Genomic DNA, 25,547 nt, shown 5'->3' with positions numbered 1-25,547 from the left:
CATGGAATCCCCCTTGCACCCCAGCGTAGGGCCGGCCCTCAGCTTCAACGGCGGCTTCGTCGACACCCTGGGTTTCCTCGCCTTGCAAGGGCTGTTCACCGCCCACGTCACCGGCAACTTCGTCACCCTGGGGGTGAGCATTGTCCATGGCACCTCCGGCGCACTGCCCAAGCTGATCGCGCTACCGGTATTCGTGCTGGTGGTGGGGCTGACGCACCTGGCCGCGGTGGCCATCCATCGTCGGGGGCTGACGCCGCTGCGCCTGCTGCTGGTGACCCATACGCTGATACTGGCCGCCTTCGCTTTCCTGGCGATTTTCTGGGGCCCCTTCATCGACGGCGACAGCACGACGGCGCTGATCACCGGCATGACCGGGGTCACCGCCATGGCGATTCAGAACGCCATTTCCCGCCAGCATATGAAAGGCACCCCGCCGACCACGCTGATGACGGGCAACGTCACCCAGTTCGCCGTCGATGTGTTTGCCCTGTGGACCGAGCGGGACATGCAGCAACGGAGCGTGATCAAACAACGTCTGAAACCGATTTGCACGACGCTGCTGGCCTTTGCCTCAGGCTGCGTCAGCGCCGCCCTGCTCTATCTGGCCTGGGGATTGTGGGCGCTGATTCTGCCGGTAGTGGTCGCCGTGGGCGTCTGCCTGGGTGTCTACCGTGGCGACCGGCTCAAGCCGTAACCGGCGTTACCCCTCAATGCCCGTGCGTCGAGGGGTGAGTGTGGGCCTGCAATGAATCGGGCACACCGGTACGAACCAACCCGCCCTCCTCGATCCAGACGCAGGTTTGTTCATAGGCACGCTGCAACAGGGCGTCGGTCTGGCTGAAGTCAAAGACCGAGATCCCCAAGGGACACAAAGGCGCGACCACGTGAATACCCGCCCGGTGCGCGTAGAGTTCGATATCCCGCACCAATTGCCGCATGCTCATCAGGTTCAACGTGTGCAGCGCCAGGGCCACCAGGCCGGCGGGCGGTTGTGGGCAGGCGCAGCCGAAGCCCGTCGGCACCACCACGATGCGGTTGGCCCCCAGGTCGACCGCGCTGGCAATTGGTGTGTTACTCGCCACACCACCGTCGATCAACAGCTTGTCGCCAACCCTCACACAAGGAAATACCAACGGGATCGCCGCACTGGCCAGCAGCGCCTGTTCCGCGCTGCCGCTGGACAACAGCTCTTCGGCCCCCGTCAGCAGGTTGGTGGTGACGATATGCAGTGGCAGGACCGTGTCTTCGATCCGTGCCACGGGCAACGCTCGCTTGACCAGTCGCTCCAGCGCCGTGGCCTGCAACAGAAAGCCGCGCCGATTGATCAGCGCCCCCAGGGTATCGAGTAACGACAGGGGAAACACATCGCCCTTGCGCAAACTGCGCCAGAAGTCCGCCAGCTCCGCCACTCCCTGCGCGGTGGGCCGTGCGGCAAAGTAGGCGCCGTTGATGGCACCGACCGACGCGCCGATCACCAGGTCAAAGTTCACCCGGGCCTCCACCAGGGCCTTGAGCATGCCCACCTGGACCGCGCCGAGGCTCCCACCTCCAGCCAACACGAGGGCAGTTTTGACAGCGTGCATGGCAGGCCTCGCTCGTACTCAATGACGGTCATACAGGAGCATAGCTGGTGACTTGAAACTCAACGCGATAGCCAACTAGTATTGGGTCCGGACTCAATCCTCCTTGGCCGTGAACGAGACAGTGCTCCTTTCTTCAGATCGAGAGGGCGTTCTTCATGGAGCCTCGGGATAGTTGCGTGTCCAGCACAGTAACCGGTTCAAGCCCCAGGGGCTGCCAGGATTCCCTTCACCGCATCAAAAGGACAGGATCAATGAAGCTTATCGGTATGCTGGACTCTCCCTACGTGCGCCGGGTCGCCATCACCCTCAAGCACCTGGGCATCGCCTTCGAACACCAGTCGGTCTCGGTGTTTCGTGACTTCGAGCGCTTTGCGCAGATCAACCCGGTGGTCAAGGCCCCGACCCTGGTCTGCGACAGCGGTGAAGTGTTGATGGACTCCGGACTGATTCTCGAGTACCTGGCGCTGATCGCCGGTCCCGGCCAGGCCTATGCCAGCCTGGCCGAGCAGGTGCGCGGACTGCGACTGATCGGGCTGGCCCTGGCCGCCTGCGAAAAATCGGTGCAAATCGTCTATGAGAAGAATCTGCGTCCTGCGGAGAAACAGCATGGTCCCTGGCTGGAACGGGTTGGCGGCCAGTTGGCAGCCGCCTACACGCAGATCGAGAACGAACTGTCACGCCAGCAACTGCCCCAAGACGGCACGATTCGCCAGGAAGGCATCAGCCTGGCGGTTGCCTGGAGCTTCAGCAAGATGATGCTCCCCGAGCAATGCCTGGCGACACACTATCCGCACCTCGAACAATTCACGGCCTATGCCGAGCGCCTGGAGATTTTCGTCAGCACTCCGGCCACCTGATTCCCCGCTTCCTCCCACACCTGTTGATCCTGTCGGCGGTCAGTGACTAGGCCGCCGACACGGCACCATAGTGGCGAACTGGCATTTCGGCAAAACTCGACAATACTTGGTCGCGATCGGAATGCTCAGTCACTCTTCTCCTCGAAATGGAGTTCGCCATGAAGTCGCAAGAACTGGAACTTGATGTGGCGGTGGTCGGCGGTGGCGTCTCAGGTTGCTACAGCGCCTGGCGTCTGCAGCAGGTTCATGGCGATACGCAGAACATTGCCTTGTTCGAATACAGCGACCGGATCGGCGGACGCCTGTTCAGTATCACCCTGCCAGGCTTGCCCAATGTGGTCGCCGAGGTCGGCGGCATGCGCTACATCCCGGGCCCTGACGGCCATGTGGTGGTGGACAGCCTGGTCAAGCACCTCAAGCTGCCCAGCCAGGATTTCCCCATGGGCGCGCCCAAGCCGGTCTATTCGAAGAACAACCTGTTCTACCTGCGCGGCAAGCGCTTCCGTTATCGCGACTTCGTCGAAGCCCCGGAAAAAATCCCCTACGACCTGGCCTGGTCCGAGCGCGGCTTCTGCCCCGAGGACTTGCAGGTCAAGGTGATGAACTACGTCTACCCCGGCTTCGACAAACTCAACCTGTGCCAGCAGATGCAGGTCAGCGTGTTCGGCAAGGAAATCTGGCGGTACGGCTTCTGGGACCTGCTCTACCGGGTGATGAGCAATGAGGGTTACCAGTTCATGAAAGACGCCGGCGGCTATGACGCCAACGTCGCCAACGCCAGCGCCGTGACCCAGCTGCCGGCCACCGAATACAAGGACACCACCGAGTTCCTGACCCTGACCAAGGGTTTCCAGAGCCTGCCCCTGACCCTGGCGGCAAAGTTCGCCAAGCTGCCCGGAAAACTGCCGGGCAAGCAACGGGTACAGATGAACCAGCGGCTAACCGCCATCAGCTACGCCAAGGACGCCGACTTCCCCTACCGCCTGCACTTCCAGGCCACCACCACGGTGGACGGCAGTACCCGCGACAGCGGCGGCCAGTCCGTGGTCAAGGCGAAGAAAATCATCCTGGCCATGCCCCGCCGGTCCCTGGAACTGATCGACTCGCCGTTCTTCAGCGATCCCTGGCTCAAGGACAATCTCGGCTCGGTGCTGGTGCAATCGGCCTTCAAACTCTTCCTTGCCTACGAGCAACCCTGGTGGCGCGCCCTCGGCTTGGTGGCCGGGCGTTCGGTCACCGACCTGCCGGTGCGGCAGATCTACTACATGGGCACCGAATGCGAGCAGAAAGGCGGCGAACCGACGCTCAACTCGTTGCTGATGGCCTCCTACAACGACATCGGCACCGTACCGTTCTGGAAAGGCCTGGAAGGCGGTGCGCCCTTTGTTGGCCACACGCCTGTCAACCTGGCCGGCCTGCTCAAGGCCGAACCGGTGGTGCCCAGGACCCAGTTCACCGTCAGCGACGAAATGGTCCGGGTAGCGCAGATGCAGGTCACCCAGGTCCATGACCAGGTGGAACTGCCGCGCCCCTACTCGGCGGTCTATCACGCTTGGGACGCCGATCCGTACGGCGGCGGCTGGCATGAATGGAAAGCCAATTACCGGCTCGACCAGATCATCTGCCGCATGCGCCGGCCGGTGGAAAACCAGCAGATCCATATCGTCGGCGAGGCCTACTCCTATGGCCAGGGTTGGGTCGAAGGCGCCCTGACCGTGGCCGAATCGACACTCCAGGACTTCTTCGGGCTCAAGCGTCCGACCTGGTTACCCAAGCACTACGCCCTGCTGCCAGTGCCGACACCCGACGGCTGTGCCCTGCAACCGGGCCAGCGCCCGGCCTGCAAGGACTGCGCGGACACCCTGAATGAAGTGACTCAATTTGCCTATAAGGGGATCGACCATGGCAATACGTAGAGACTTTACTGTCGCTGACTACCTGCTGGCACGACTCCTTCAACTGGGTGTGCACAAGGTGTTCCAGGTCCCCGGCGATTACGTGTCGGGATTTATGGACGCCCTGGAGAAATCCGCCGATATCCAGCCGGTCGGTGAAGTCAATGAAATGAGCGCCGCCTACGCCGCCGACGGTTACGCCCGTTATGCCGGGATCGGCGCGGTATCGCTGCAATACGGTGTCGGCACCTTCAGCGCGGTGAATGCCATTGCCGGCGCCTATGTCGAGCGCAATCCGGTGGTGGTTATCAGTGCCAGTCCGTCGGCGAAGAATCGCCAGATCATCTGGGCGGCGGACGTCCTGTTCCACCACTCCACCGGCGACCTGGACGTCGGGCGCAAGGTGTTCGAGAACATCACCGTCGCCTGCGAACTGCTGGACGACAGCCGCACCGCACCGGCACTGATCGACCGGGCGCTGGTCGCCGCCATCAGCCAGCGTCGGCCGATCTACCTGGAAGCCTGGCAGAACGTCTGGGGCGAACCTTGCGAGGAACCCGTCGGCGAACTGTCTGCCGTGCCGGCCGCCTGCGATCTGCTGTCCCTGGAAGCGGCGGTCGAGACCTCGGTGCAACGCCTGCGCGAGGCGAAAAAGCCGTTGATCATGCTCGGCATCGAGATCGCCCGTTTCGGCCTGCAAAAGCAGGCGCTGCACCTGATCGAAGCCAGCGGCCTGTCGTTCACCACCTCATTGGAAGCCAAGACCGTTGTCGACGAGAACCACCCGCAATTTATCGGCACCTATGCCGGCACCGCCTCACGGCTGTGGACCCAGGAGTTGGTGGACCAGACCGATTGCATCCTGGCCATCGGGGTCATCTTCACCGACGACTACCTGCAACTGCTGAAAAAGGATTTCGGCCAGATCATCCTGGTCAACACCCAGCTGGCCCGCACCGGCTTGCAGTACTACCCCCATGTTCCGCTGCCGCAGTACCTCACCGCGCTGACCAGCGCACTCGGCCTGGACGATGATTTCCCGCTGCCCCTGCGCCCGCGCGAACCGCTCTCGCCGCTGCTCAAGGCAACCGACCATGACACGCCCCTGAGTTACGAGCGGTTCCTCGACACCCTCGCCGATTTCGCCCGGGAGCAACGCCTGTGGGACAACAGCGCGCTGATCCTCGGTGAAAGCTCGGCGCTGTACGCCGCCAGCAATATCATGGGCATGCCCGAGAACAGCTTTGTCGCCGATGCCATCTGGGGTTCCCTCGGTCACGAGACCGGCTGTGCCCTGGGAGTGGCCATGGGTGGCCAGCGCCGGCCGCTGGTGGTCGCCGGCGACGGCGGCTTCATGATGATGTGCCAGTCGCTGTCGACCCTGGTGCGCAATCGCGTGAATGCCGTGGTGTTCGTCATGAGCAACGAGGTCTACGCCATCGAGCAGGCCTTTGTGAACATCAACGCCTTCAAGGAACACGGCGAGTTCGCAGCGTTCGACATCCTGCCCAGCTGGGATTACCTGGCCTTGGCCCAGGGTTTCGGCGCCAAGGGCTACAAGGTCTCGACCCTGGGTGAGTTGCGCGAACTGCTGCTCAAACTGCTGGTGATCGACGAGACCGTGCTGGTCCAAGTGGTCATTCCGCAAAAAGACCTTGCGCCCCAGATCGAACGACTCGCGTCCTGAAAGGAGCATTCACTACATGGCTGTATTGCGTCTTGCTGTCGCTGCCCTGCTGCTCACCGGCCTGTCCGTGGCCCAGGCCCATACCCACGGGCCTGAAACGGCCGAAACTCCGAAACGTTTCACACCCGTCTCGCCGGACACCCCGTACCTCGAAGTCCTGCACCAATGCGTCAGCCAGAAGGACACCGAACAGGGCCAGTTGCTCTCGGGCCTGGGCGGCACGCGCTACCCCATGGTCAGCCTGAAGGACGCCGACCGGGTCGAAGCTTTCTATAGCCAGGGCATGGCCCTGCAATACGGCTTCAACTTCTCCGAAGCGATCCGCGCCTTCTACCAGGCCAGCCGGTTCGACGAAGGCTCGGCGATGCCTTATTGGGGTATTGCTCTGTCGGCCAACTCCAATATCAACAGCGACGCCACCCCCGGTTGCGACCAGTTGGCCTATCGCTCGGCGCAGATCGCCCTGGAACACGCCAATGCCCGCTTCAAGGACCCGGACGCCAAGGCCCGTTTCAGCGAAGGGCAGTTGCAGCGTGAAGTCGATTACGCCAAGGCGTTCCTGAGCGCCTATACCCTCAAGGACGGCCAGGTCAGCCTCGACGGCGACGGCAAACAGCACTACGCCGACGCCATGAAAGAACTGTCGCAGACCTATTTCGACGACCTCGATGCCGCCACCCTCTACGCCGACGCCCTGCTCAATCTGACACCCTGGAAATGGTGGGACGGCGAGGAGGCGGTCTCCGATCAGGTCCACCCGACGCCGGCGGCCTATCAGGCGCTGCAAGTGCTCAACCGCGTACTGGTGCAGGACAAGCTGCACACCGGTGCCAATCACTTCTATATCCACGCCATCGAGGAGTCGCCGTTCCCCGACAACGGGTTGCCCATGGCCAATCGCTTCCGCGACCAGAATCCGGCCATCGGCCACCTGGTGCACATGGCCTCGCATATCTACCAGCGCACCGGCAATAACGCCCTGGCCAGCGTCGCCAACTACACGGCGGTTTCGGTGGACCGGGCCTACGCCCATCAGGTCGGCCCGCAGAGCCCCTACCCGTTGCATTACCTGGGCCACAACATTCACTTCCTGATCTGGACCCTGTCCATCGAAGGCCGTCAGAACGAAGCCATGAACATGGCCGAGGAACTGGTGGAGAACACCACGCAGTATTCGGCGCTGGAGTTCCTCTGCAAGCAGTACCCCGACGAGATCCGCACCAAGTCGGACTACTTCTATGCCGTGCCCTATTACTTTGCCGTGCGCTTCCAGGACTGGGCAGCGCTGGAGCGTATCGAACCGAAGATCGAGCAGGGTCTGAAGACCATCAACGAGACCTGCACCCAGGCCGACAAGGATTGGCAGCCACTGACCGCGCCTTACACCCGGGTAATGGCCGCTTATGCCAAGGCTTATCGGCAGTTGGCCGAGGACGGGGCGGACAAGGAGAAGGTCAACGACGCGCTCAAGGGCTACTGGCAGGCGGTGACCGATACCCTGAAAGCCACACCGGCTCTCAACTACGGCAATAACAAGGCCTCGGAGCTGTTTCGCATCGCCAACCTGATCCTGCTGAACAAGGCCCAGGACAGCAGCCACGGCAAGCTGGACTTGGCGTCACTGCGGGAAACCGCTGCGAAGGTGTTTGGCAAGGATCCCTCACAGGCCTTGGCCACTGACCTCAAGTCACTCCAGGGCGATAACCAGGAACAGATCATCGGCGCCTGGCGCAAGGCGGTCTCCATCCAGGACGCACTGAGCTATAACGAGCCGCCGGACTGGTATTACACCTTGCGTGAGTCCCTGGGCTACGCACTGTTGGCCCAGGGCAAGGCGGCCGAAGCCGAGAAGGTTTTCCGTGAAGACCTGATGGGCAATCGCCTCAGTGGTCGTTCGCTCAACGGGCTGAAGCTCAGCCTGCAACAACAGCCGGACAAGCCGGTGCCGGCGCTGCTCGACAAACAACTGCAGACCGCCTGGCGCAACGCAACCATCAGCGCCGCGCCGTCTGGCTTCACCACACAAGCGGTTCTGAAAGCCGGCGACTAGCCCGGCAGGCACTGGAAGTCGCCGGTCTCGGCGACTTGCTTGCCATGGGAATCCATCAGGCGCGCGTTGACTTCCTGGCCCAGGCTCGACTCCACCAGCTTGTAGTGCTCGCCGGCCTTGAACTGGTTGAAGCTGACTTCACCCGAACAATCCTGCTGGTTGCCATCGCCCCACGGCATCTCCACCAGCATCACGTCCAGCTTGTGGGCGCCAGGTGGCACTTCGAAGAAACGCCCGTCATCGATTTTCTTGCCATCGACCTTCTCGGCGAGCATGTCGTTCGGCGCTTCATTTTGCAGACCGATCCAGGCTTCGCTCGGATCCGCTTTCGGCATCGGGCCGGCACACGCGGACAGCAGAAAAGCCAGGCCCAGGGTTGGAATCAGCATCAGGGGTTTGAATGTCATGGTGTTCTACCTCAAAAAATGAAAAAGCTGTCAGCGGTTAAATGCAGGAAAACTTCCTGGAATGGGCCACGGTCACGCCTTGGTCGTTCACCAGCTCAGCCCCTACATCCGCACCCGATCCCGACTCCACCAGGTGATAGCGCTTGCCGGCCTTGAACTGGTCGTAGTCCACCTGACCGGTGCACTCGGGCTGTTCGGTATTGCCGTTGGCCCCCTGGACCAGGAGCACTTTCAGATCGTGCTTGCCCGGCGCCACTTCGAAGTAGCGGCCGTCATCGACGCGCTTGCCATCCACACGCTCTGCCAGCAGGTCGTCGCTCGACTCCTGCCCCAGGCCGATCCAGGCTTCGCTCGGATCAGCCTTGGGCACTGGCGCTGCGCAGGCAGACAGCAGGCAAACCAGTCCAAGGGTCGAAATCAGCATCAGCGGCTTAAGTGTCATTGAATGAATTCCTCTCATCTTCAAGTGCTTTATCGCTGGACGGAAAATCCGTCTAATCGAGGCAAAGAGTGGCGGACTAGAGGCTCTTGTACAAATGAACACACATGAAGGGATTTTCAGTCCTTATCTAAAAGATCCTTCATGTTGGTGAAAGCTAAACGTTAAGTTCCAGACGCAAGACTGCCGGTGTTTGCAATTCCACTCCCCGGAGGTTCAGGCATGCTCGGGCTGGTAAAGACCGCACTGCTCAAGCCCTACACGTTTATCGTGTTGGCGATATTCATCTGCATCATCGGGCCGCTGGCGGCCATGCGTACCCCCACCGATGTGTTTCCCGATATCGGTATCCCGGTGGTCGCAGTGGTCTGGCAATACAACGGCCTGTCCCCCGAGGACATGGCCGGCCGGGTGATCTACACCTACGAACGCTCCTTGAGCTCCACGGTCAACGACATCGAACATATCGAGTCGCAATCGCTACCGGGCATGGGCATCGTCAAGATCTTCTTTCAACCGGGAGTGGACATCCGCACCGCCAACGCCCAGGTGACCGCGGTCTCGCAGACCGTGCTCAAGCAAATGCCGCCGGGGATCACCCCGCCGCTGATCCTCAACTACAGCGCCTCGACGGTGCCGATCCTGCAGATGGCGTTTTCCAGTCCGACGCTGTCTGAAGCGAAGATTCGTGACCTGGTACAGAACAATATCCGCCTGCCACTGACCTCCGTTCCGGGCCTGGCAATTCCGACGCCGATGGGCGGCAAGCAACGCCAGATCACCCTCGACCTCGATCCCCAGGCGCTGGCCGCCAAGGGCCTCTCGGCGCAGGATGTGGGCAATGCCCTGGCCGCGCAGAACCAGATCATTCCGGTGGGTACCGCCAAACTCGGCCCCTACGAATACACCGTGCTGCTGAACAACAGCCCGAAAGTCATCGAAGAACTCAACGACCTGCCGATCAAAACCGTCGACGGCGCCCTGATCACCATCGGCCAGGTGGCCCACGTGCGTGACGGCTCACCGCCACAGACCAATATCGTGCGGGTCGATGGCCGCCGCGCGGTGCTGATGCCGGCGATGAAGAACGGCAATATTTCCACCCTGTCGATCGTCGACAACATCCGCAACATGCTGCCGCTGATCAATGAAACCCTGCCGCCGGAGCTCAAGACCTCGCTGCTGGGCGACGCTTCGGTGTTCGTCAAGCAGTCGGTGGGCAGCGTGGCCCGCGAAGGCATCATCGCCGCCCTGCTGACCAGTGCGATGATCCTGCTGTTCCTTGGCAGCTGGCGCTCGACCCTGATCATTACCGCCTCGATTCCATTGGCGGTGCTCTCGGCCATCGCCCTGCTGGCCGCCACCGGCCAGACCCTCAACGTCATGACCCTCGGTGGTCTGGCGCTGGCGGTGGGGATCCTGGTGGACGATGCGACGGTGACCATCGAGAACATCAACTGGCACCTGGAACAGGGCAAGGCGGTCAACGATGCGATCCTCGACGGCGCGAAACAGATCGTCGGCCCGGCCTTCGTTTCGCTGCTGTGTATCTGCATCGTGTTCGTACCGATGTTCATGCTGCAAGGCATCGCCGGCTTCCTGTTCCGGCCGATGGCCCTGGCGGTGATCTTCGCCATGGCCAGTTCCTTCATCCTCTCGCGGACCCTGGTGCCGACCCTGGCGATGTTCCTGCTCAAGCCCCATATGGTCGAGGGCGGCAGCGGTCATCATCCCGAAGATGAATTTATCAACCATCACGAAGGCGAACAGCACCGCAAGCCACGCAACCGCCTGCTGCAAGGCGCACTGAATTTCCAGCAGGGCTTCGAGCGCGGCTTCTCCACGGTACGTGACGTCTACCATGGCCTGCTGACCCTGGCGCTGGGTTGCCGCAAGCGCTTCCTGCTGGGTTTCCTCGCCTGTGTGCTGGCCTCCTTCAGCCTGCTGCCGAGCCTGGGCGAAGACTTCTTCCCGGCCACCGACGCCGGTGCCCTGGCCCTGCACGTACGCCTGCCGCTGGGTACGCGAATCGAAGAAAGCGCCGCGACCTTCGACCGTATCGAAGCACGGATCCGCGAGGTGATTCCCGCCGAGGAACTGGACAACATCGTCGACAACATCGGTATTCCGTTGAGCGGTATCGACATGGCCTATAGCAGCAGCGGCACCATCGGCCCGCAGGATGGCGATATCCAGGTCACCCTCAAGGCCGATCACCAGCCCACCGCCGACTACGTGAAAAAGCTGCGCACGGCTTTGCCGGAAAGCTTCCCCGGCAGCCAGTTCGCCTTCCTCCCGGCGGATATCAGCAGCCAAATCCTCAACTTCGGCGCACCGGCCCCGCTGGACGTGAAAATCTCCGGACGCAGTGCCGAGGAAAACCGCGTCTTCGCCCTCGAACTGCAACGACGCCTGCAACACGTACCGGGGATCGCCGACCTGCGGATCCAGCAATCGGTCGGCTACCCGTCGCTGGAAGTGAAGGTCGACCGCATGCGCGCCAAGGGCCTGGGCATTACCGAGCGTGACGTCACCAACAGCATGGTCGCCTCCCTGGCCGGCAGCTCCCAGGTGGCGCCGACCTTCTGGCTCAACCCGGCCAACGGTGTGTCCTATGGCGTGGTCGCGGCCACTCCGCAATACCGCCTGGACAGCCTGCCATCACTGGAAGCACTGCCGGTCACCGGTAGCAACGGCCAGTCGCAGATCCTCGGCGGCCTGGCAACCATCAATCGGGTGCAGAGCCCTGCGGTGGTGACCCACTACAACATCCAGCCGACCCTGGACATCTACGCCAGCGTGCAAGGCCGAGACCTCGGCGCGGTTGCCCATGACATCCAGAAGATCCTCGACGATGCCTCGTCCTTGCGGCCCAAGGGCGCGATTGTCAGCCTGCACGGACAGATCGACGCCCTCCATGAAGCCTTCGGAGGCCTGAGCTTCGGCCTGCTCGGCGCGGTGGTGCTGATCTACCTGCTGATCGTGGTCAACTTCCAGTCCTGGGTCGACCCGTTCGTGATCATCACCGCCCTGCCCGCGGCCCTCGCCGGGATTGTCTGGATGCTGTTCTTGAGCGGCACCTCGTTGTCGGTGCCGGCCCTGACCGGGGCCATCCTCTGCATGGGCGTGGCCACCGCCAACTCGATCCTGGTGGTGAGCTTCTGTCGCGAACGCCTGGCCGAACACGGCGATGCCCTCAAGGCCGCCCTGGAAGCCGGCTACACCCGTTTCCGTCCGGTTTGCATGACGGCCCTGGCGATGATCATCGGCATGTTGCCGCTGGCCCTTTCCGAAGAACAGAACGCCCCCCTCGGACGCGCCGTGATCGGCGGTCTGATCCTGGCGACCACTGCCACCCTGCTGTTCGTCCCCGTGGTGTTCAGCCTGGTGCATGGCCGCCGACCTATTCGCGCCGTAGCTGGAGAAAACACCCATGACTGATCGCAAACCTTCGGGCAAACGCCTGCTTTACATGGGCGTCGGCGGTCTGACCCTGGCCGCCTTGCTGGTCGCCAACGGGATTGCCGCGCGAACCCGCCACGAAAAATCCGTGACCGCCTGGACCGAAACCGCCGCCATCCCCATGGTCAGCGTCTTCAAGCCGGCGCAGAACGCCGCCGGCGACACCCTGCGCCTGCCGGCCCACCTCGAAGCCTGGAGCAAGGCGCCGATCCATGCACGGGTCAGCGGCTACCTGAAAGACTGGAAAACCGACATCGGCAGCCAGGTCAAGGCCGGCCAGATACTCGCCGAAATCGACAGCCCGGATCTCGACCAGCAGGTCGCCCAGGCCCATGCCCACCTGGTGCAGGAACAGGCCAATGCGCGCCTGGCCGAAACCACCGCCACCCGTTGGCAGAACCTGGTGGCGACCCATTCGGTATCACGCCAGGAGGCCGATGAAAAAAGCTCCAATGCCGCCGCGGCCAAGGCCAATGTCGAAGCCGCCGCCGCCGACTACGCGCGGCTGTCGGCACTGGAAGCGTACAAGACCATTCGCGCGCCCTTCGCCGGCACCATCACCGCCCGCAACACCGATATCGGCCAGTTGATCAAGGCCGACAACGACAGCGATCCGGAACTGTTCGATATCGCCGACACCCACCAACTGCGGCTCTACGTACCGATCCCGCAGAACTATGCCAGCGTGATCCGTCCCGGTCTCGAGGTGAAGCTGACGGTGCCGGAACATCCGGGCCAGCAGTTCAACGCAAAATTGCTGGGCAACTCCACCGCGATCGACTCGCGCTCCGGCACCCTGCTGGCACAGTTCGTCGCCGAGAACCCGGACAACGTCCTGCTGCCCGGCGACTATGCCGAGGCGACCCTGCCGATCCCGGCGGACACCCATGGCGTCAGCATTCCGGCCAGCGCCTTGATCTTCCGTGCCCAGGGCACCCAGGTGGCGGTGCTGGACGCCCAGTCCCATGTGCACCTGCGTGACATCCACATCGGCCTGGACCTGGGTGAGCGCCTGGTCATCGACCAGGGCCTGAAACCCGCCGACACCGTGATCGACAACCCGCCGGACGCCCTGCGCGAAGGCGACCCGGTAAAACTCGCCGACGCCGGAGGCCAACATGTCCCCAAGGCTTAAGCTCAGCGCCTGGCTCTTGATGATCGCGGCCTTGCAGGGCTGTTCCCTGGCACCGACCTACAAGCCGCCGCAACTCGACTTGCCGGAGCACTATCGCGAACAGACCAGCGACGGCCCATGGCACCTGGCACAACCGGGCGACAAGCTGTCGGAACAATGGTGGTCGCTGTTCCAGGACTCACGCCTCAACGACCTGCAGCAGCGCCTGCTCAAGGCCAACCCTGACCTGGCCGCCGCCCTGGCACACTACGACGGTGCCCAGGCCTATGCGAGCCAGTTGCACGCCGGGCTGTTCCCGCAGATCAGCGCCAGCGCGCAGCCCCTGCGCCAGCGCCAATCGGACAATCGCCCGTTGCGCGGCAGCACCCAGCCGGCGGTATACAACAGCAACACCGCAGGCTTTGCGCTGAACTTCGACCTCGACCTGTGGGGACGAATTCGCAACCAGGTGGCCGCCGGCGATGCCCAGGCCCAGGCCTCCGGCGACGACCTGGCGGTGGCGCGCCTGAGCCTGCAACAGCAATTGGCGACCTTGTATATCCAGCTCAATGGACTGGACGCCCAGAGTCGGATTCTCAGCAGTTCCCTGGATGACTACACCCAGGCGCTGCAACTGACCCGTGACCGCTACCAGGGCCAGATCGCTTCGGAACTCGACCTGACCCGTGCCCAGAGCCAACTGGCCGAGGCCCAGGCACAACTGGACGACGTGCGCGGCCAACGCAACCTGGCCGAACACGCGATAGCCGAGCTGGTGGGTGAACCGGCCAGTGATTTCCAGTTACCGCCGACCCAGGCAATCCTGACCATTCCCAAGGTACCCGGCGCCCTGCCCAGCGGCTTGCTGCAACGCCGTCCGGATATCGCCGCGGCGGAACGCCGGGTGTTTGCCGCCAATGCCGGGATCGGCGTGGCCAAGGCCGCCTGGTACCCGGACTTCAGCCTGACCGGCCTGCTCGGCGGCCAGACCCAGGGCAGCGGCAGCCTGCTGTCGACGGGTAATCGCTACTGGGCGTTGGGGCCGCTGGTCAACCTGCCGATCTTCGACGGCGGTCGTCTCAGTGCCCAGGAGCATCAGGCCAAGGCCGAATTCGACGAGGCTTCGGCCCATTACCGCAGCCAGGTCCTGCGCGCGGTGCGCGAAGTCGAGGACAACCTGGCGCAACTGCGCGACTTGCAGCGCGAGGCCCTGGATGAGCAAGCGGCGGTCAATGCCGCGCAGAACACCCAGACCTTGGCGATGAACAGCTACCAGGCCGGGGCCGTGAACTACCTGGATGTGGTGACGGCGCAGACGGCGGCATTGCAGACCCAGCGACAGTTGCAGGCGTTGCAGACCCGACAGCTGCAGGCCAGCATCGGCCTGATGGCCGCCCTGGGTGGTGGTTGGAGCGCCCAGGGCTGAACGCGGTTCCTGTAGGAGCCAGCTTGCCGGCGATTGCGATGTCACCTTCACCACCGCTATCGCTGGCAAGCCAGCTCAGGTCTCGTGGCGTAAGAGAGACCTCGTTTCCTGACTGCGCAACTTCTGTCCCACCCCTGGGATGAAAAACACCGCCTCCAGCTCCGCAGCGCCTGCAACACAAGGCCCCCATCCATCTGGCAACTTCCTGCCCGCTCATGCGCAACACCTTGCGCACTTTTCCTGAAGAAACACCCTTTAAATCTAGAAATCTTCTATAAAATCAAAGTAACTGTTTGTTTTTAAACAATACATAAATAACAGGCACAACTCTTGATCTGTAGACCTGCGAACCCATCGAGTTTCCCTTGATGGCAAACAGCACCTCTTCGGACAAGGAATTCATCCATGCCAACACCTGCCTACCTGACCCTGCAGGGCACCAAGCAAGGCCTGATCACCGCGGGTACCTTTACCCAGGACTCGGTCGGAAACATCTACCAGGAAGGTCATGAAGACCAGATCCTGGTCCAGGGCTTCGCCCACGACGTCACCATCCCTCGCGACCCGCAGTCCGGGCAACCGACCGGCCAGCGCGTGCACCAGCCCCTGATGATCAGCAAGGTCTTCGACAAGTCCTCGCCGCTGATCTTCAGCGCCCTGACCAGCGGGGAAAAACTGACCAAATGCCGCCTGGAGTGGTACCGCACCTCCTCCTCCGGCACCCAGGAACACTATTTCACCATCGAGCTGGAAGACGCCATCGTCGTCGACGTGAAATCGCGCATGCCCAACTGCCAGGACCCGAACCAGGCGCACTTCACCCATCTGGAAGACGTGTTCTTCAGCTACCGCAAGATCACCTGGACCCACGAAGTCGCGGGCACCTCAGCCTCCGATGACTGGCGCTCCCCGGTGATCTGATTGCCCTTTGGCGTCGTTCGGCCTGGCCGACGACGCCTTCCACCGTTCCCTCAAACCCTTTGGCGCGCTACGGCCTCGGCATTGGCGAAGGTTTCGTGCGGCCCTGATTTCACGCCAAAGGGTTTTCCAAGGAGGAATATATGCCAGCGCCGGCCAATCAACCTCGCTTCAGCCTGACCGTCGAGGACTTCGAACACCCATTGCAGGTCGCCGCCTTCACAGGCCGTGAGGCCCTGAACCAGCCCTTCAGCTTCGATCTGGAGCTGGTGGCCGAGCGGGATCTCGATCTGCAAAGCCTGCTGCACAAGCAAGCCTTTCTCAGACTCTGCACCTCGGGTGCGGGTATCCACGGGCAGTTCCATCGCGTCGCCCAAGGGGCACGGGGCAGACGCCTGGCGCATTACCAGGCCTGCCTGCGCCCACGCCTTGCCGACCTCGAACACCGTATCAACCAGCGCATCTTCCAGCACCTCAGTACCCCGCAAATCATCGCGCGGGTGCTCAACGACCACGGCCTGTTCAGCAACCACTACCGCTTCCACCTCGGTGGCCACTATCCAGAGCGGGAATATTGCGTGCAGTATCGGGAGTCCGACCTGCACTTCATCCAGCGTCTGTGCGAAGAAGAAGGCCTGCATTTCCACTTCCAGCATGACCCCGGCAGCCACACCCTGGTGTTTGGCGACGACCAGGCGTTTTTCCCCACGCAAGCGCCTCGGCGTTATCAAACAGACAGTGGCCTGGCAGCTTCGACCACGGTCATCAAGCACTTCAACGTGCGCCTGGAAACCCGCATCAGCGGCGTCGCGCGACGGGACTACGACTTCGAGAATCCCGGCCGGCCCCTTGAACAGATCAGTCGCGGCGAACAGCTGCCAGATCTCGAGGACTATGCCTTCCCGGCGCTCGGTATCGACCCGCGGCATCGTAAACAACGGGCTCAACGAGCCCTGGAGCGACACCGCTGCACCTTCCGCCAAGCCCAGGGCCGAAGCGATATCCCCGTTCTGTCGAGCGGCCATCTGCTGACGCTCAGCGAACACCCGAACGACGACTGGAATGCCCTCTGGCTGTTGACCGAAATCAACCACGAAGGCCGGCAACCGCAAGTCCTGGAAGAGCTCACCGCCACCGCCAACACGGCGGACGGCTTCCGGCAGGGCTATCGAAACAGCTTCCGCGCCCTGCCCGGCGACACGCCTTTTCGCCCCGCACCGAGCCACCCGAAACCACGCATCGATGGCAGCCAGACCGCCGTGGTCACGGGTCCGCCGGGCGAAGAGATCCATTGCGATGCCCATGGCCGGATCAAGGTGCAGTTCCACTGGGATCGGGCTGCGACCCACAACGACTCCAGCAGTGGCTGGTTGAGGGTCGCCTCGGCCTGGGCCGGAAACGGCCATGGTGCGGTGAGCCTCCCCCGTGTCGGCATGGAAGTGCTGGTGAGTTTTCTCGAAGGCGACCCGGATCAGCCGCTGATTACCGGTTGCCTGCACCATGGGCGCAACCGACCGCCCTACGAGTTACCCGCCCACAAGACCCGCAGCGTCTTCAAGACCCTCAGTTCACCCGGCGGTGGCGGCTTCAACGAGCTGCGCATCGAAGACCGCAAGGGCCAGGAGCATATCTACCTGCACGCCCAGCGTGACTGGCAACAGGTGGTCGAACACGACCAGTTCATCCAGATCGGTCATGAACGCCACGACAGCGTGACCGCCAACAGCTACCGCGAACTCAAGGCCGACGAACATCGCAGCACCTCGGCCGATCGCAAGACCGAGGTACGGGCCGACGATCACCTGAATATCGGCCAGAACCGGCATATGCGACTCGGCCACGGTTATCTGCTCCAGGCCGCCGAGGAGATCCACCTCAAAAGTGGTGCCCGGGTGGTAGTCGAGGCCGGTAGTGAACTGACCCTCAAGGTCGGCGGCAGCTTTATCAGGATCGATGGCAGCGGCATCACCCTGAGCCCGGAACCGAACGCTGATGCCGGGGCGGTGCCGGGTGTCGGCACTCGGGTTGCCACCTTGCTGCCCGGTCTGTTCCAGGCCATTGACCGCCCTCTCCCCGCAGCGCCTTTGTCCATGGCGCAACTGACCACCCTGCTGCGTGGCGCGGCGTTCTGCGAAGAGTGCGAGAAGTGCAAGGCAGGTGTCTGTGAGCTCTGACCTCCTGACACCCGAGCGCTGGCTGGCCCAGGTCCCGCTTACCCCTCACGAACGGCTCTATCTGATACTCGGCGACGCCAGCGGGGCCAAGCCTCTGGCGGCCTTGCGCAAGATCGGCAGCCCACTGGCCCCCCTGCCGGTCTGGAGGGACACACCTTATGCCGATTGGTTTGAGGTGATGCCTTATGTCCTCGAACTCACGGCGCAAAGCCCGTTTCTGTCGTGGATCGCCGACACCGGCTACCAGGATTGGGGCTGGCTTGCGGTGTCGTCGAATACCCCGGAACAGCTCGTGGCGCACCTGCGCGGGCTGACCCAGGTGAAGCTGCCGACGGGCAACCCGGTGTTCTTCCGCTTCTGGGACGGCCGCCAATGGTTGCCGACCCTCGACTTTCTCGGCGCCGAGGCCGGTGAGCTGCTGCCGGGCGTGAGTCGCTATCTCATCAACGGCCAGGCGCGAACGCTCGCCACCGCGGTCAGGCGCGAAGCCAGGACCTTTCCCTGGTGGGAGGTTCCGCCGTTGCTGCTGGAACACCTGTCCGGGGCGAGCCCCGAAACCCTGATTGACAACAGCCTGCAGTGGCTGAGCGAAGACCATCCGGCGCTGTATGACGCCGCGCCCATCCCCCACCTGCGACACAAGATCGCCCGTTTCCTGGAGCGTTCGGCGCCCGGTCCCGCCCGCCAGAAGGCCCTGCTCGCCTATCTCACCCGGGAACTGGCGAGCGGGGAGTTTTCAGCCAGGGAGGCAGACAGATGAACCGCGTCGACTACATCGAAACACAACTCGACGATTTCAAGGACAGTCTGACGCTCTATCACCAACAGACCCGCAGTTGGTACGCCCAAGCACTGGATCAGGTCAGCCATGCCGCGGACCTGCCTTCACTGCTGGGTATGGACCGGGTCATCCGCTTCGGCGACAGCCACAAGGTCGTCGGTCTCCAGGACCGCGACTTCCTGTCCAATGTCGCACAGTGCCCGGCCAGCGGCGTGCTGAACATCGAGAGCCTGTTCGAGTCGGTCCACGAGATTCCACTGGGCGATCTGCTGGTCGACGTCATCTCCGTCGACGGTGGTCCTGCGACCCCGATCCTGCTTGATGCCCAGGGCAAAGGCAGCTTCCAGGGCCAGCCGGGTCAGTTTTATCGGGTACGGGTGCAAGGCGGCGTCACGTCCGAGCAGGTCGACGCCCTGTTCGCCGCCTACGCGGACCTGACCCAGGACCTGGAAACCTGGTTGCGTCGCGAATGGAGCGGCTTCAAACCGCAATGGTCGTCGCAGACCGCCTCGACGGCGCTGCTGGCCGTCGGTGAAGGCCTGGCCAGCGGCAGTTGGGAAGCGATCAAGGGGGTATGGGAAGGGCTCGAGCTGGTGCTCGACATCCTCAAGGACCCCCTCGCCTATGTTGATCGCCTGGGCAGTGGTGCCCAGGAGCTGGCCGACCTCGCTCGACGGGCACCCGCCGTGATGGAAAAGGCCCTGTTGCTGGCCAGCGATGAAGCCGCGCTCTTTCTGTTGTTGCGCACCGCCGCGATCTGGCTGGCGTCGCTGCCGCCAAGCCAGCTCGCCGGAGACAGCGCGCATGTCGTGGCGAGCACCCTGGTCTCCGTGCTGATCGACTTGCTTCTGGGGTTGGTGCTTACCGTCGCGGCGGCGGGCGCTGGCGTTGCCTATCTGGCCCTGCGCCTGAAGAAGTACGGCAGCCAGATGGTGGAAGCCGGCACCCGTTTTATCCAGGGCCTGTTCAACCTGCTCGATGGATTCATGGGTTATGTCGGTCGTTACAAGGCCGTCGCGGCTCGGGGTGTGGCGGGCGCGCAGAAACAGGGTGTCCTGCAAATACGTTGGGATGGGCGCAAAAACGCCACGCTGCGCCAGACCGAACACCTCGACGACGTTCCGCGACAAGCCGGCAACCCCAACGGCCAGAGCGCCGAGCGCGCGGACAAGACCCAGACCCAGGGTTGCCCGGTGTCGATGGTTACCGGGGAGGAACTGCTGACCCTGGTCGACGGTGAGCTGGACGGCCCCTTGCCGTTTTCCTGGAGCCGACTGTATCGCACCAGTGCCGTGGAAACCCGCCAGGGCCTCGGTCCGGGCTGGAGCCATGGGTTGGCCCACAGCCTGAGGTTCGACGGCGACGAGGTTATCTGGACCGACCAGGAAAACCGCTCCATCCACTTCCCTCGTCCCAGTACCCAACGGCCGGCCATTCACAACAGCCTGAGCGAGGCGGCGATCTACCTGGGCGATACGCCCGATGAACTGATCCTGACCCAGGCCGGTAGCACGCCCTGGTTCTATCACTTCAAGTGCGACCGGTACGGCGCCCGACTGTTTTCCCTGAGTGACCGGCATGGCAATCGACTGAGCATCAGCCATGACCTCGAGGGCCGCATCCAACGCCTGGACAACGGCCTCGGACGCGCCCTGCTGTTGCGTTACGACCGTAGCCGTATCGTCGCGGTCGAGTATCAGCAGGAACAGCCCGGCGCTTATCTCTCCGAGGGCTGGCAGACCTTGCGCACGCTGGTGCGCTATCGCTACGACGACCAGGGCCACCTGATCGAAGCTGCCAATGCCGTCGACGAGTGCGAGCGCTACGCCTATGACGAACATCACGTCATTCGTGAGCGCCAGTTGGCCGGCGGTGCCGCGTTCTACTGGGAGTGGCAAGGCGTGGGCAAGCGGGCCCGCTGCGTACGCCACTGGGCCAGTTTTGCGCAGATGGACAGCCGCTACATCTGGGACGACGACGGCAGCGTCACTGCCCGGCACATCGATGGCAGCGAAGAAGTCTTTGTCCACGATGAGCGGGCGCGGCTGATCCGCAAGGTCGATGCCGATGGCGCCGAGCAACACAAGGACTACGACGCCCAAGGCCGGCTGATTGCCGAAAAGGATGCCCTGGGCGCCATTACCGAATACCGCTACAGCGAAGCCGGCCGGCTGCTGGCCGTTATTCCGCCGGAAGACGAACCGACCTTCTACGAGTATCACAACGGCCATCTGTGCAGCGTGCAACGTGGCCAGGCACGCTGGAAATATGCCCGTAACCCACAGGGTGATATCACCCGCACGACCGACCCTGCGGGCCAGGTCACCGAGTATGAATACGAACGCCGGGGCCTGCTGAGCGAGATCCGTCATCCGGATGGCAGCCGGCACAGCCTCAGTTGGGACCGACTCGGTCACCTGCTGGAAGAACGCCTGCCCGACGGCAGCCTGCTGAAATACGGCTACGACGAACAAGGTCGGCAAACCAGCCGACAGGCACCGGACGGGGCCGTCACCCGCTACACGTGGGACGCCATTGGCCGCCTGACCCAGGTTGAAATGCCCGGCGGGGCCAAGCGCCGCTTCAGCTACAACGCCTACGGCAAGATCACCGCCGAAACCGATGAACTGGGGCGGGTGACCCGTTATGAATACGCGGACGACTTGCACCAGGTCAGTCGTCGCCACAACCCCGACGGCAGCCAGCTGCGCTATCGCTACGACAACGCCCGGCTGCTGCTCAGCGAAATCGAGAACGAACGTGGCGAGCATTACCGCCTCGACTATTACCCCAACGGCCTGATCCGCGAGGAAACCGGCTTCGATGGCCGGCGCACAGCCTACGCCTACGACCTCAACGGCCATCTGCTGGAGAAAAAGGAGTTCGGCGACGATGGCAGCGAGCTCGTCACCGGCTACCAACGCGACAGTACTGGACGCTTGCGGCTCAAGAGCCTCGCCGATGGCCAGAAGATCCACTATCACTACGATGGGCTGGGCCGTCTGGTCAGCGTCGATGACGGGCACTGGCCGCTGACCTACGGCTACGACAACCAGGATCGCCTGACCAGCGAACACCAGGGTTGGGCTACGCAGCGTTATCGCTACGATGCCGTGGGACAGTTGATTCACTGCCGTTTGCCGGACGGCAACCTGATCGATTATCGCTACTTACCGGGCGGGAGACTGATCGGTGTCGACCTCAACGGCCGGCACCTGACCCGCCACCGCTTCGAGGCCGGACGCGAGCGCCTGCGCCAACAGGGTCAGTTGCTCAGCCATTACCGTTACGACGAACAAGGTCGGCTGCTGAAACACCGCCTCAGCCAGGACAATAGCGGGCGTTACCAGCGTTTCTACGCCTATGAAGCCAACGGCAATCTGGCGAGTATCGACGACAGCCGCCACGGCCTGCGCCGTTACCAGTACGACCCGCTGGATCGACTGAGCGAAGTCCGTGGCGATCCCTGCGAACGTTTCGTTCACGATCCCGCCGGCAATCTGCTGGGCGACAGTCCACGCATGGCGCGAACCCGGGGCAACCGCCTGCTGTCCCGTGGTCATAGCCATTTCGACTATGACGCCTTTGGCAATCTGGTCCGTGAACGCAATGGGAGCGAGCCACAGCTCGTTACCGAATACCGCTATGACTGCCAGCACCGACTGACCGGCGTCAGCCTGCCGGATGGCAGCACGGTCAGCTACCACTACGACGCCTTTGGCCGCCGTATTGCCAAGACCTGCGCGGGCCGGACCACCGAATACCTCTGGCAAGGCGACCGGCTGATTGCCGAAAGCGGCCCGGCGCATTACCGCAGTTACCTGTACGAGCCGGACAGTTTCCGGCCCCTGGCCCTGCTCAACGGCGAGGGATCGGAGCAGGTCGAGGCGTTTCATTACCAGCTCGACCACCTGGGCACACCGCAGGAACTGACGGACGAAGCCGGCAATATCCGCTGGGCGGCGCGCTACCACGCCTATGGCCGGGTAGCCCACCTCGACCGCGCGGATATCGACAACCCGCTGCGTTTCCAGGGCCAGTATTTCGATACAGAAACCGGCTTACACTACAACCGGCATCGCTACTACAATCCCGAAACAGGCCGCTACCTCACCCCCGACCCGATCAAACTGGCCGGCGGGCTGAACAGCTACCAGTACGCGCCCAACCCTACGGGGTGGGTGGATCCGTTGGGGTTGAGCCGGAATTGTCCGGGGACAGGTAAAAACTGTCAGCCCGGACAGAAACCGGATGACCTTGGCAGCTCTCGGGTCGACCACGGGGAACCTGAACCGCCGAAGGGATATGACAGTCAGTTATCCAGAAATGGGGCGTTCAGAAGGGCAAAGGAAATTGCAGGAATTCCCAAACATAGGCATCCGGATAGAGTGGAGAAAATCCCACTCACAGACCAAGATCGCTATACAGAGTCCAGGGAATACATATTTGAAATGTCTGACAAAACCAAAGTCACTCTGCGAGAGCATTCGCGAGGGCACAAACTAGACAACCATGGACCTCACTTCAATAGCGAAATACGGAATAAAGACAAAATAAAAATGCCACTCCACATCGGCAACGACTCACACACATATTTTAAAAGGTAATACATGAACCCTTACATCTATTATCCAGGAGTTAGGCGCTGGACCCGAACAGATAAAATAGAATGCAAAAATGCTTGCACAATTACAATTTTGGGAAATTCCTTAGGTGAATTAAAAAAAACCTGGCGTGACATTGAGAAAGCACTTTTAAACACGTGGCCTACTCGGTTCAGGTGGAGTTCATCAGGATTCAGCAATTTCCAATCAAAAAGCCATGAGTACATAGCACAAAAAAGCTTGAGAGAGAAGATGCTACCTGACGACTTCCTAAGTAAAAATGAAAAAACAGGAATATACTCTTATATAAAAATCATAGCCAAAGCCGACAGAGACGTAGATATCGAAACATATATGGACCCAGACTCAACAGCTCTTCTCTTTCTAAAAAACAACAAAAAAACAGCGAAAGACTTATGGACAGCTTTCAGCCATGCTGACAAGGAGCTATCAAGCAGACACATTAACAAGTTAATGAAGACTTACGAAGACCTAATTATTTGTATTTTTTCTGAGGATTCAGATACTCATGCAGCAGCACAGTTAATTTGCTCAAAGAAAAACTCCTCACCCATATTGCAAGAAATCAAAAAACAAAACCATATAGAAATACCAGAAAACCTGGTTCACCTATACATAAACAAAGAACTCGACATCAAGTCCATCTCAAAACTTTCAACACAAAGAAGCACTCACAAAAACGAAAAACCACATCTTCCATGACGCACCTACTCTTTAAAAAGGTATCCACATAATAAGTTCTGGAAATCTACTGCAAAATCTGCGAACGTTTCGTGAAAGCGCTTATACGGACTATCGCACAACGCCTTCATAGGCGTAGATCACCCAACTGGACGGCCCTTATGGAAAACCAATACCTCCTGTACACCGCCCCCCTGATCTCCCTAGCCCTGCTCTGGACTGTCGCCGTAGTCACGCCAGGCCCCAATTTCTTCACCACCGCCCAGCTCGCCGCCGGTAATTCGCGCAAACACGGCGTGGTCTGCGCACTGGGTGTCGCCACGGGTACCATCCTCTGGGGCCTGGCCGGTGGGCTGGGGATCAAGTCGCTGTTCACCGCCGCGCCATCGCTGTACCTGGTGCTGAAGATCGCCGGTGGCGCTTACCTGATCTACCTCGGCATCAAGCTGTTCCTGCGCAAACAACCCGCCAATCCCGGCCAGCAACCCACGCTCCACGAACCCAAACGCAGCCTGCTCTCCGCCTATAGCCGGGGTTTGCTGGGCAATATGACCAATCCCAAGTCGGCGCTGTTCGTCGCGACCATCTTCGCCACCACCATGCCCAGCTCCCCGTCCGCGCCGCTGCTGGCCATGGCCGTCGCGATCATGAGCAGCCTGTCCTTCTGCTGGTACTCCAGCGTGGCCCTGGTGTTTGCCAGTACGCGGATGTCAGCCTTCTACAGCCGCTGCCGCAAAGGCCTGGATCGTTTCGCCGGGACTTGCTACCTGCTGTTCGGCGCCCATCTGATGGCCAGCCGCTGAGTCAGGGCCGCAGAATCTCACCATCCACCGCGTCGCCGATTTTCAGGAAATGCCCGCCGGCGACGTGGTGCAAGGTACGCAACGCGTCATGCCCCTCAAAATGCCAGCGCCCCTCGCTGAACACCCGCGAATCAGCCTGGGCTGAAATCACTTCGGCCAGGAACAGGTCGTACTGTTCGTGGTTGTGCGGCTCCGGCAACAAGCGACACTCCAACCAGGCGACACAGCCCTCCAGCATCGGCGCATCGATCTTCTCAGCCTTGAAGGTTTCCAGGCCGTAGGCATCGAACTTGTCGCGGCTATGACTCTGGGTCAGCTCCAGGCCGGAAGTCGTACCGACGGTTTGCACGACATCGGCTTGGGCAACGCAAGGCACGTTGATCACAAAAGTCCCCGAGGCCTCCAGCAGACGCCGCGTCCAGGTGGACTTGTCGATCACCACCGCGACCTTCGGTGGCTCGAAGTCCAACGGCATGGCCCAGGCGGCCGCCATGATATTGCGCTGGCCATCGTGGGCAGCGCTGACCAGCACCGTAGGACCGTGATTGAGCAGGCGATAGGCTTTGGACAATGGCACGGCGAGACGATGATGGGCGGACATGAGCAATGTTTCCTGGCAAAAATACAGAGTGGACATCCTAGGGG

Annotated in this window: 18 protein-coding genes; 14 read left to right on the top strand and 4 right to left on the bottom strand. The window is 61.9% G+C overall.

Annotation, left to right across the window (positions count from 1 at the left end; all coding sequences use genetic code 11):
• Position 1 precedes the first annotated feature (1 nt).
• Positions 2 to 694 (top strand): YoaK family protein, encoded by a 693-nt coding sequence (locus M5C01_RS29160; RefSeq protein ID WP_103497011.1) that lies wholly within the window; start codon positions 2 to 4, stop codon positions 692 to 694.
• Between the two features lie 13 nt (positions 695 to 707).
• Here M5C01_RS29160 and M5C01_RS29155 read toward each other — a convergent pair whose 3' ends face one another.
• Positions 708 to 1,583 carry a patatin-like phospholipase family protein gene (locus tag M5C01_RS29155; protein ID WP_152741895.1) on the bottom strand — a complete coding sequence of 292 codons (876 nt, stop codon included), beginning with the start codon at positions 1,581 to 1,583 and terminating at the stop codon, positions 708 to 710.
• A 251-nt stretch (positions 1,584 to 1,834) separates the two neighbouring features.
• On the opposite strand from M5C01_RS29155, the gene M5C01_RS29150 reads away from it, so the two are divergent.
• From M5C01_RS29150 to M5C01_RS29135, 4 genes are all read left to right on the top strand, one after another.
• Positions 1,835 to 2,440: a glutathione S-transferase N-terminal domain-containing protein gene (locus M5C01_RS29150; protein WP_103497009.1), complete on the top strand. Its 606-nt coding sequence runs from the start codon at positions 1,835 to 1,837 to the stop codon at positions 2,438 to 2,440.
• 158 nt (positions 2,441 to 2,598) lie between these two features.
• Positions 2,599 to 4,356, top strand: coding sequence for an FAD-dependent oxidoreductase (locus M5C01_RS29145; RefSeq protein ID WP_152741896.1), 1,758 nt, complete (start codon positions 2,599 to 2,601; stop codon positions 4,354 to 4,356).
• A complete protein-coding gene (locus M5C01_RS29140; RefSeq protein ID WP_152741897.1) occupies positions 4,343 to 6,022 on the top strand; it encodes a thiamine pyrophosphate-binding protein in 1,680 nt (559 codons plus the stop codon). The genes M5C01_RS29145 and M5C01_RS29140 overlap by 14 nt, the downstream gene beginning before the upstream one ends.
• Positions 6,023 to 6,038: 16 nt before the next feature.
• Positions 6,039 to 8,072: a hypothetical protein gene (locus M5C01_RS29135; protein ID WP_152741898.1), complete on the top strand. Its 2,034-nt coding sequence runs from the start codon at positions 6,039 to 6,041 to the stop codon at positions 8,070 to 8,072.
• Here M5C01_RS29135 and M5C01_RS29130 read toward each other — a convergent pair.
• Positions 8,069 to 8,479 (bottom strand): hypothetical protein, encoded by a 411-nt coding sequence (locus tag M5C01_RS29130; protein ID WP_152741899.1) that lies wholly within the window; start codon positions 8,477 to 8,479, stop codon positions 8,069 to 8,071. The genes M5C01_RS29135 and M5C01_RS29130 overlap by 4 nt on opposite strands.
• 37 nt (positions 8,480 to 8,516) lie before the next feature.
• Positions 8,517 to 8,921 (bottom strand): hypothetical protein, encoded by a 405-nt coding sequence (locus M5C01_RS29125; protein WP_103497002.1) that lies wholly within the window; start codon positions 8,919 to 8,921, stop codon positions 8,517 to 8,519.
• Positions 8,922 to 9,140: 219 nt separating this feature from the next.
• On the opposite strand from M5C01_RS29125, the gene M5C01_RS29120 reads away from it, so the two are divergent.
• The 9 genes from M5C01_RS29120 to M5C01_RS29080 all read left to right on the top strand — a co-directional run bounded on the left by M5C01_RS29120 (position 9,141) and on the right by M5C01_RS29080 (position 24,902).
• A complete protein-coding gene (locus M5C01_RS29120; RefSeq protein WP_152741900.1) occupies positions 9,141 to 12,359 on the top strand; it encodes an efflux RND transporter permease subunit in 3,219 nt (1,072 codons plus the stop codon).
• Positions 12,352 to 13,515 (top strand): efflux RND transporter periplasmic adaptor subunit, encoded by a 1,164-nt coding sequence (locus M5C01_RS29115; RefSeq protein WP_152741901.1) that lies wholly within the window; start codon positions 12,352 to 12,354, stop codon positions 13,513 to 13,515. The genes M5C01_RS29120 and M5C01_RS29115 overlap by 8 nt, the downstream gene beginning before the upstream one ends.
• Complete coding sequence (locus M5C01_RS29110; protein WP_152741902.1) at positions 13,499 to 14,920, top strand: efflux transporter outer membrane subunit; 1,422 nt, start codon at positions 13,499 to 13,501, stop codon at positions 14,918 to 14,920. The genes M5C01_RS29115 and M5C01_RS29110 overlap by 17 nt, the downstream gene beginning before the upstream one ends.
• 405 nt (positions 14,921 to 15,325) lie before the next feature.
• Positions 15,326 to 15,841 carry an Hcp family type VI secretion system effector gene (locus M5C01_RS29105; RefSeq protein WP_152741903.1) on the top strand — a complete coding sequence of 172 codons (516 nt, stop codon included), beginning with the start codon at positions 15,326 to 15,328 and terminating at the stop codon, positions 15,839 to 15,841.
• A 140-nt stretch (positions 15,842 to 15,981) separates the two neighbouring features.
• Complete coding sequence (tssI, locus tag M5C01_RS29100; protein ID WP_152741904.1) at positions 15,982 to 18,012, top strand: type VI secretion system tip protein TssI/VgrG; 2,031 nt, start codon at positions 15,982 to 15,984, stop codon at positions 18,010 to 18,012.
• Positions 18,002 to 18,772, top strand: coding sequence for a DUF4123 domain-containing protein (locus tag M5C01_RS29095; RefSeq protein WP_178130008.1), 771 nt, complete (start codon positions 18,002 to 18,004; stop codon positions 18,770 to 18,772). Before tssI ends, M5C01_RS29095 begins: the two co-directional genes overlap by 11 nt.
• Positions 18,769 to 23,400: an RHS repeat-associated core domain-containing protein gene (locus M5C01_RS29090; RefSeq protein WP_152741905.1), complete on the top strand. Its 4,632-nt coding sequence runs from the start codon at positions 18,769 to 18,771 to the stop codon at positions 23,398 to 23,400. Before M5C01_RS29095 ends, M5C01_RS29090 begins: the two co-directional genes overlap by 4 nt.
• A 3-nt stretch (positions 23,401 to 23,403) precedes the next feature.
• Positions 23,404 to 24,120, top strand: coding sequence for a hypothetical protein (locus M5C01_RS29085; protein ID WP_152741906.1), 717 nt, complete (start codon positions 23,404 to 23,406; stop codon positions 24,118 to 24,120).
• A gap of 140 nt (positions 24,121 to 24,260) precedes the next feature.
• On the top strand, positions 24,261 to 24,902 hold the full coding sequence (locus M5C01_RS29080; RefSeq protein ID WP_152741907.1) for a LysE family transporter: 642 nt from the start codon (positions 24,261 to 24,263) through the stop codon (positions 24,900 to 24,902).
• 1 nt (position 24,903) lies between these two features.
• On the opposite strand, the gene M5C01_RS29075 is transcribed toward M5C01_RS29080, so the two are convergent.
• Positions 24,904 to 25,503: a flavin reductase family protein gene (locus tag M5C01_RS29075; protein ID WP_152741908.1), complete on the bottom strand. Its 600-nt coding sequence runs from the start codon at positions 25,501 to 25,503 to the stop codon at positions 24,904 to 24,906.
• Positions 25,504 to 25,547 lie beyond the last annotated feature (44 nt).

The organism is Pseudomonas sp. MWU12-2319, from assembly GCF_023242525.1.
In the GTDB taxonomy this organism is placed as follows: domain Bacteria; phylum Pseudomonadota; class Gammaproteobacteria; order Pseudomonadales; family Pseudomonadaceae; genus Aquipseudomonas; species Aquipseudomonas gingeri_D.
The sequence above is the reverse complement of the archived record's forward strand: the minus strand, read 5'-3'. Positions and strand labels throughout refer to the sequence as shown.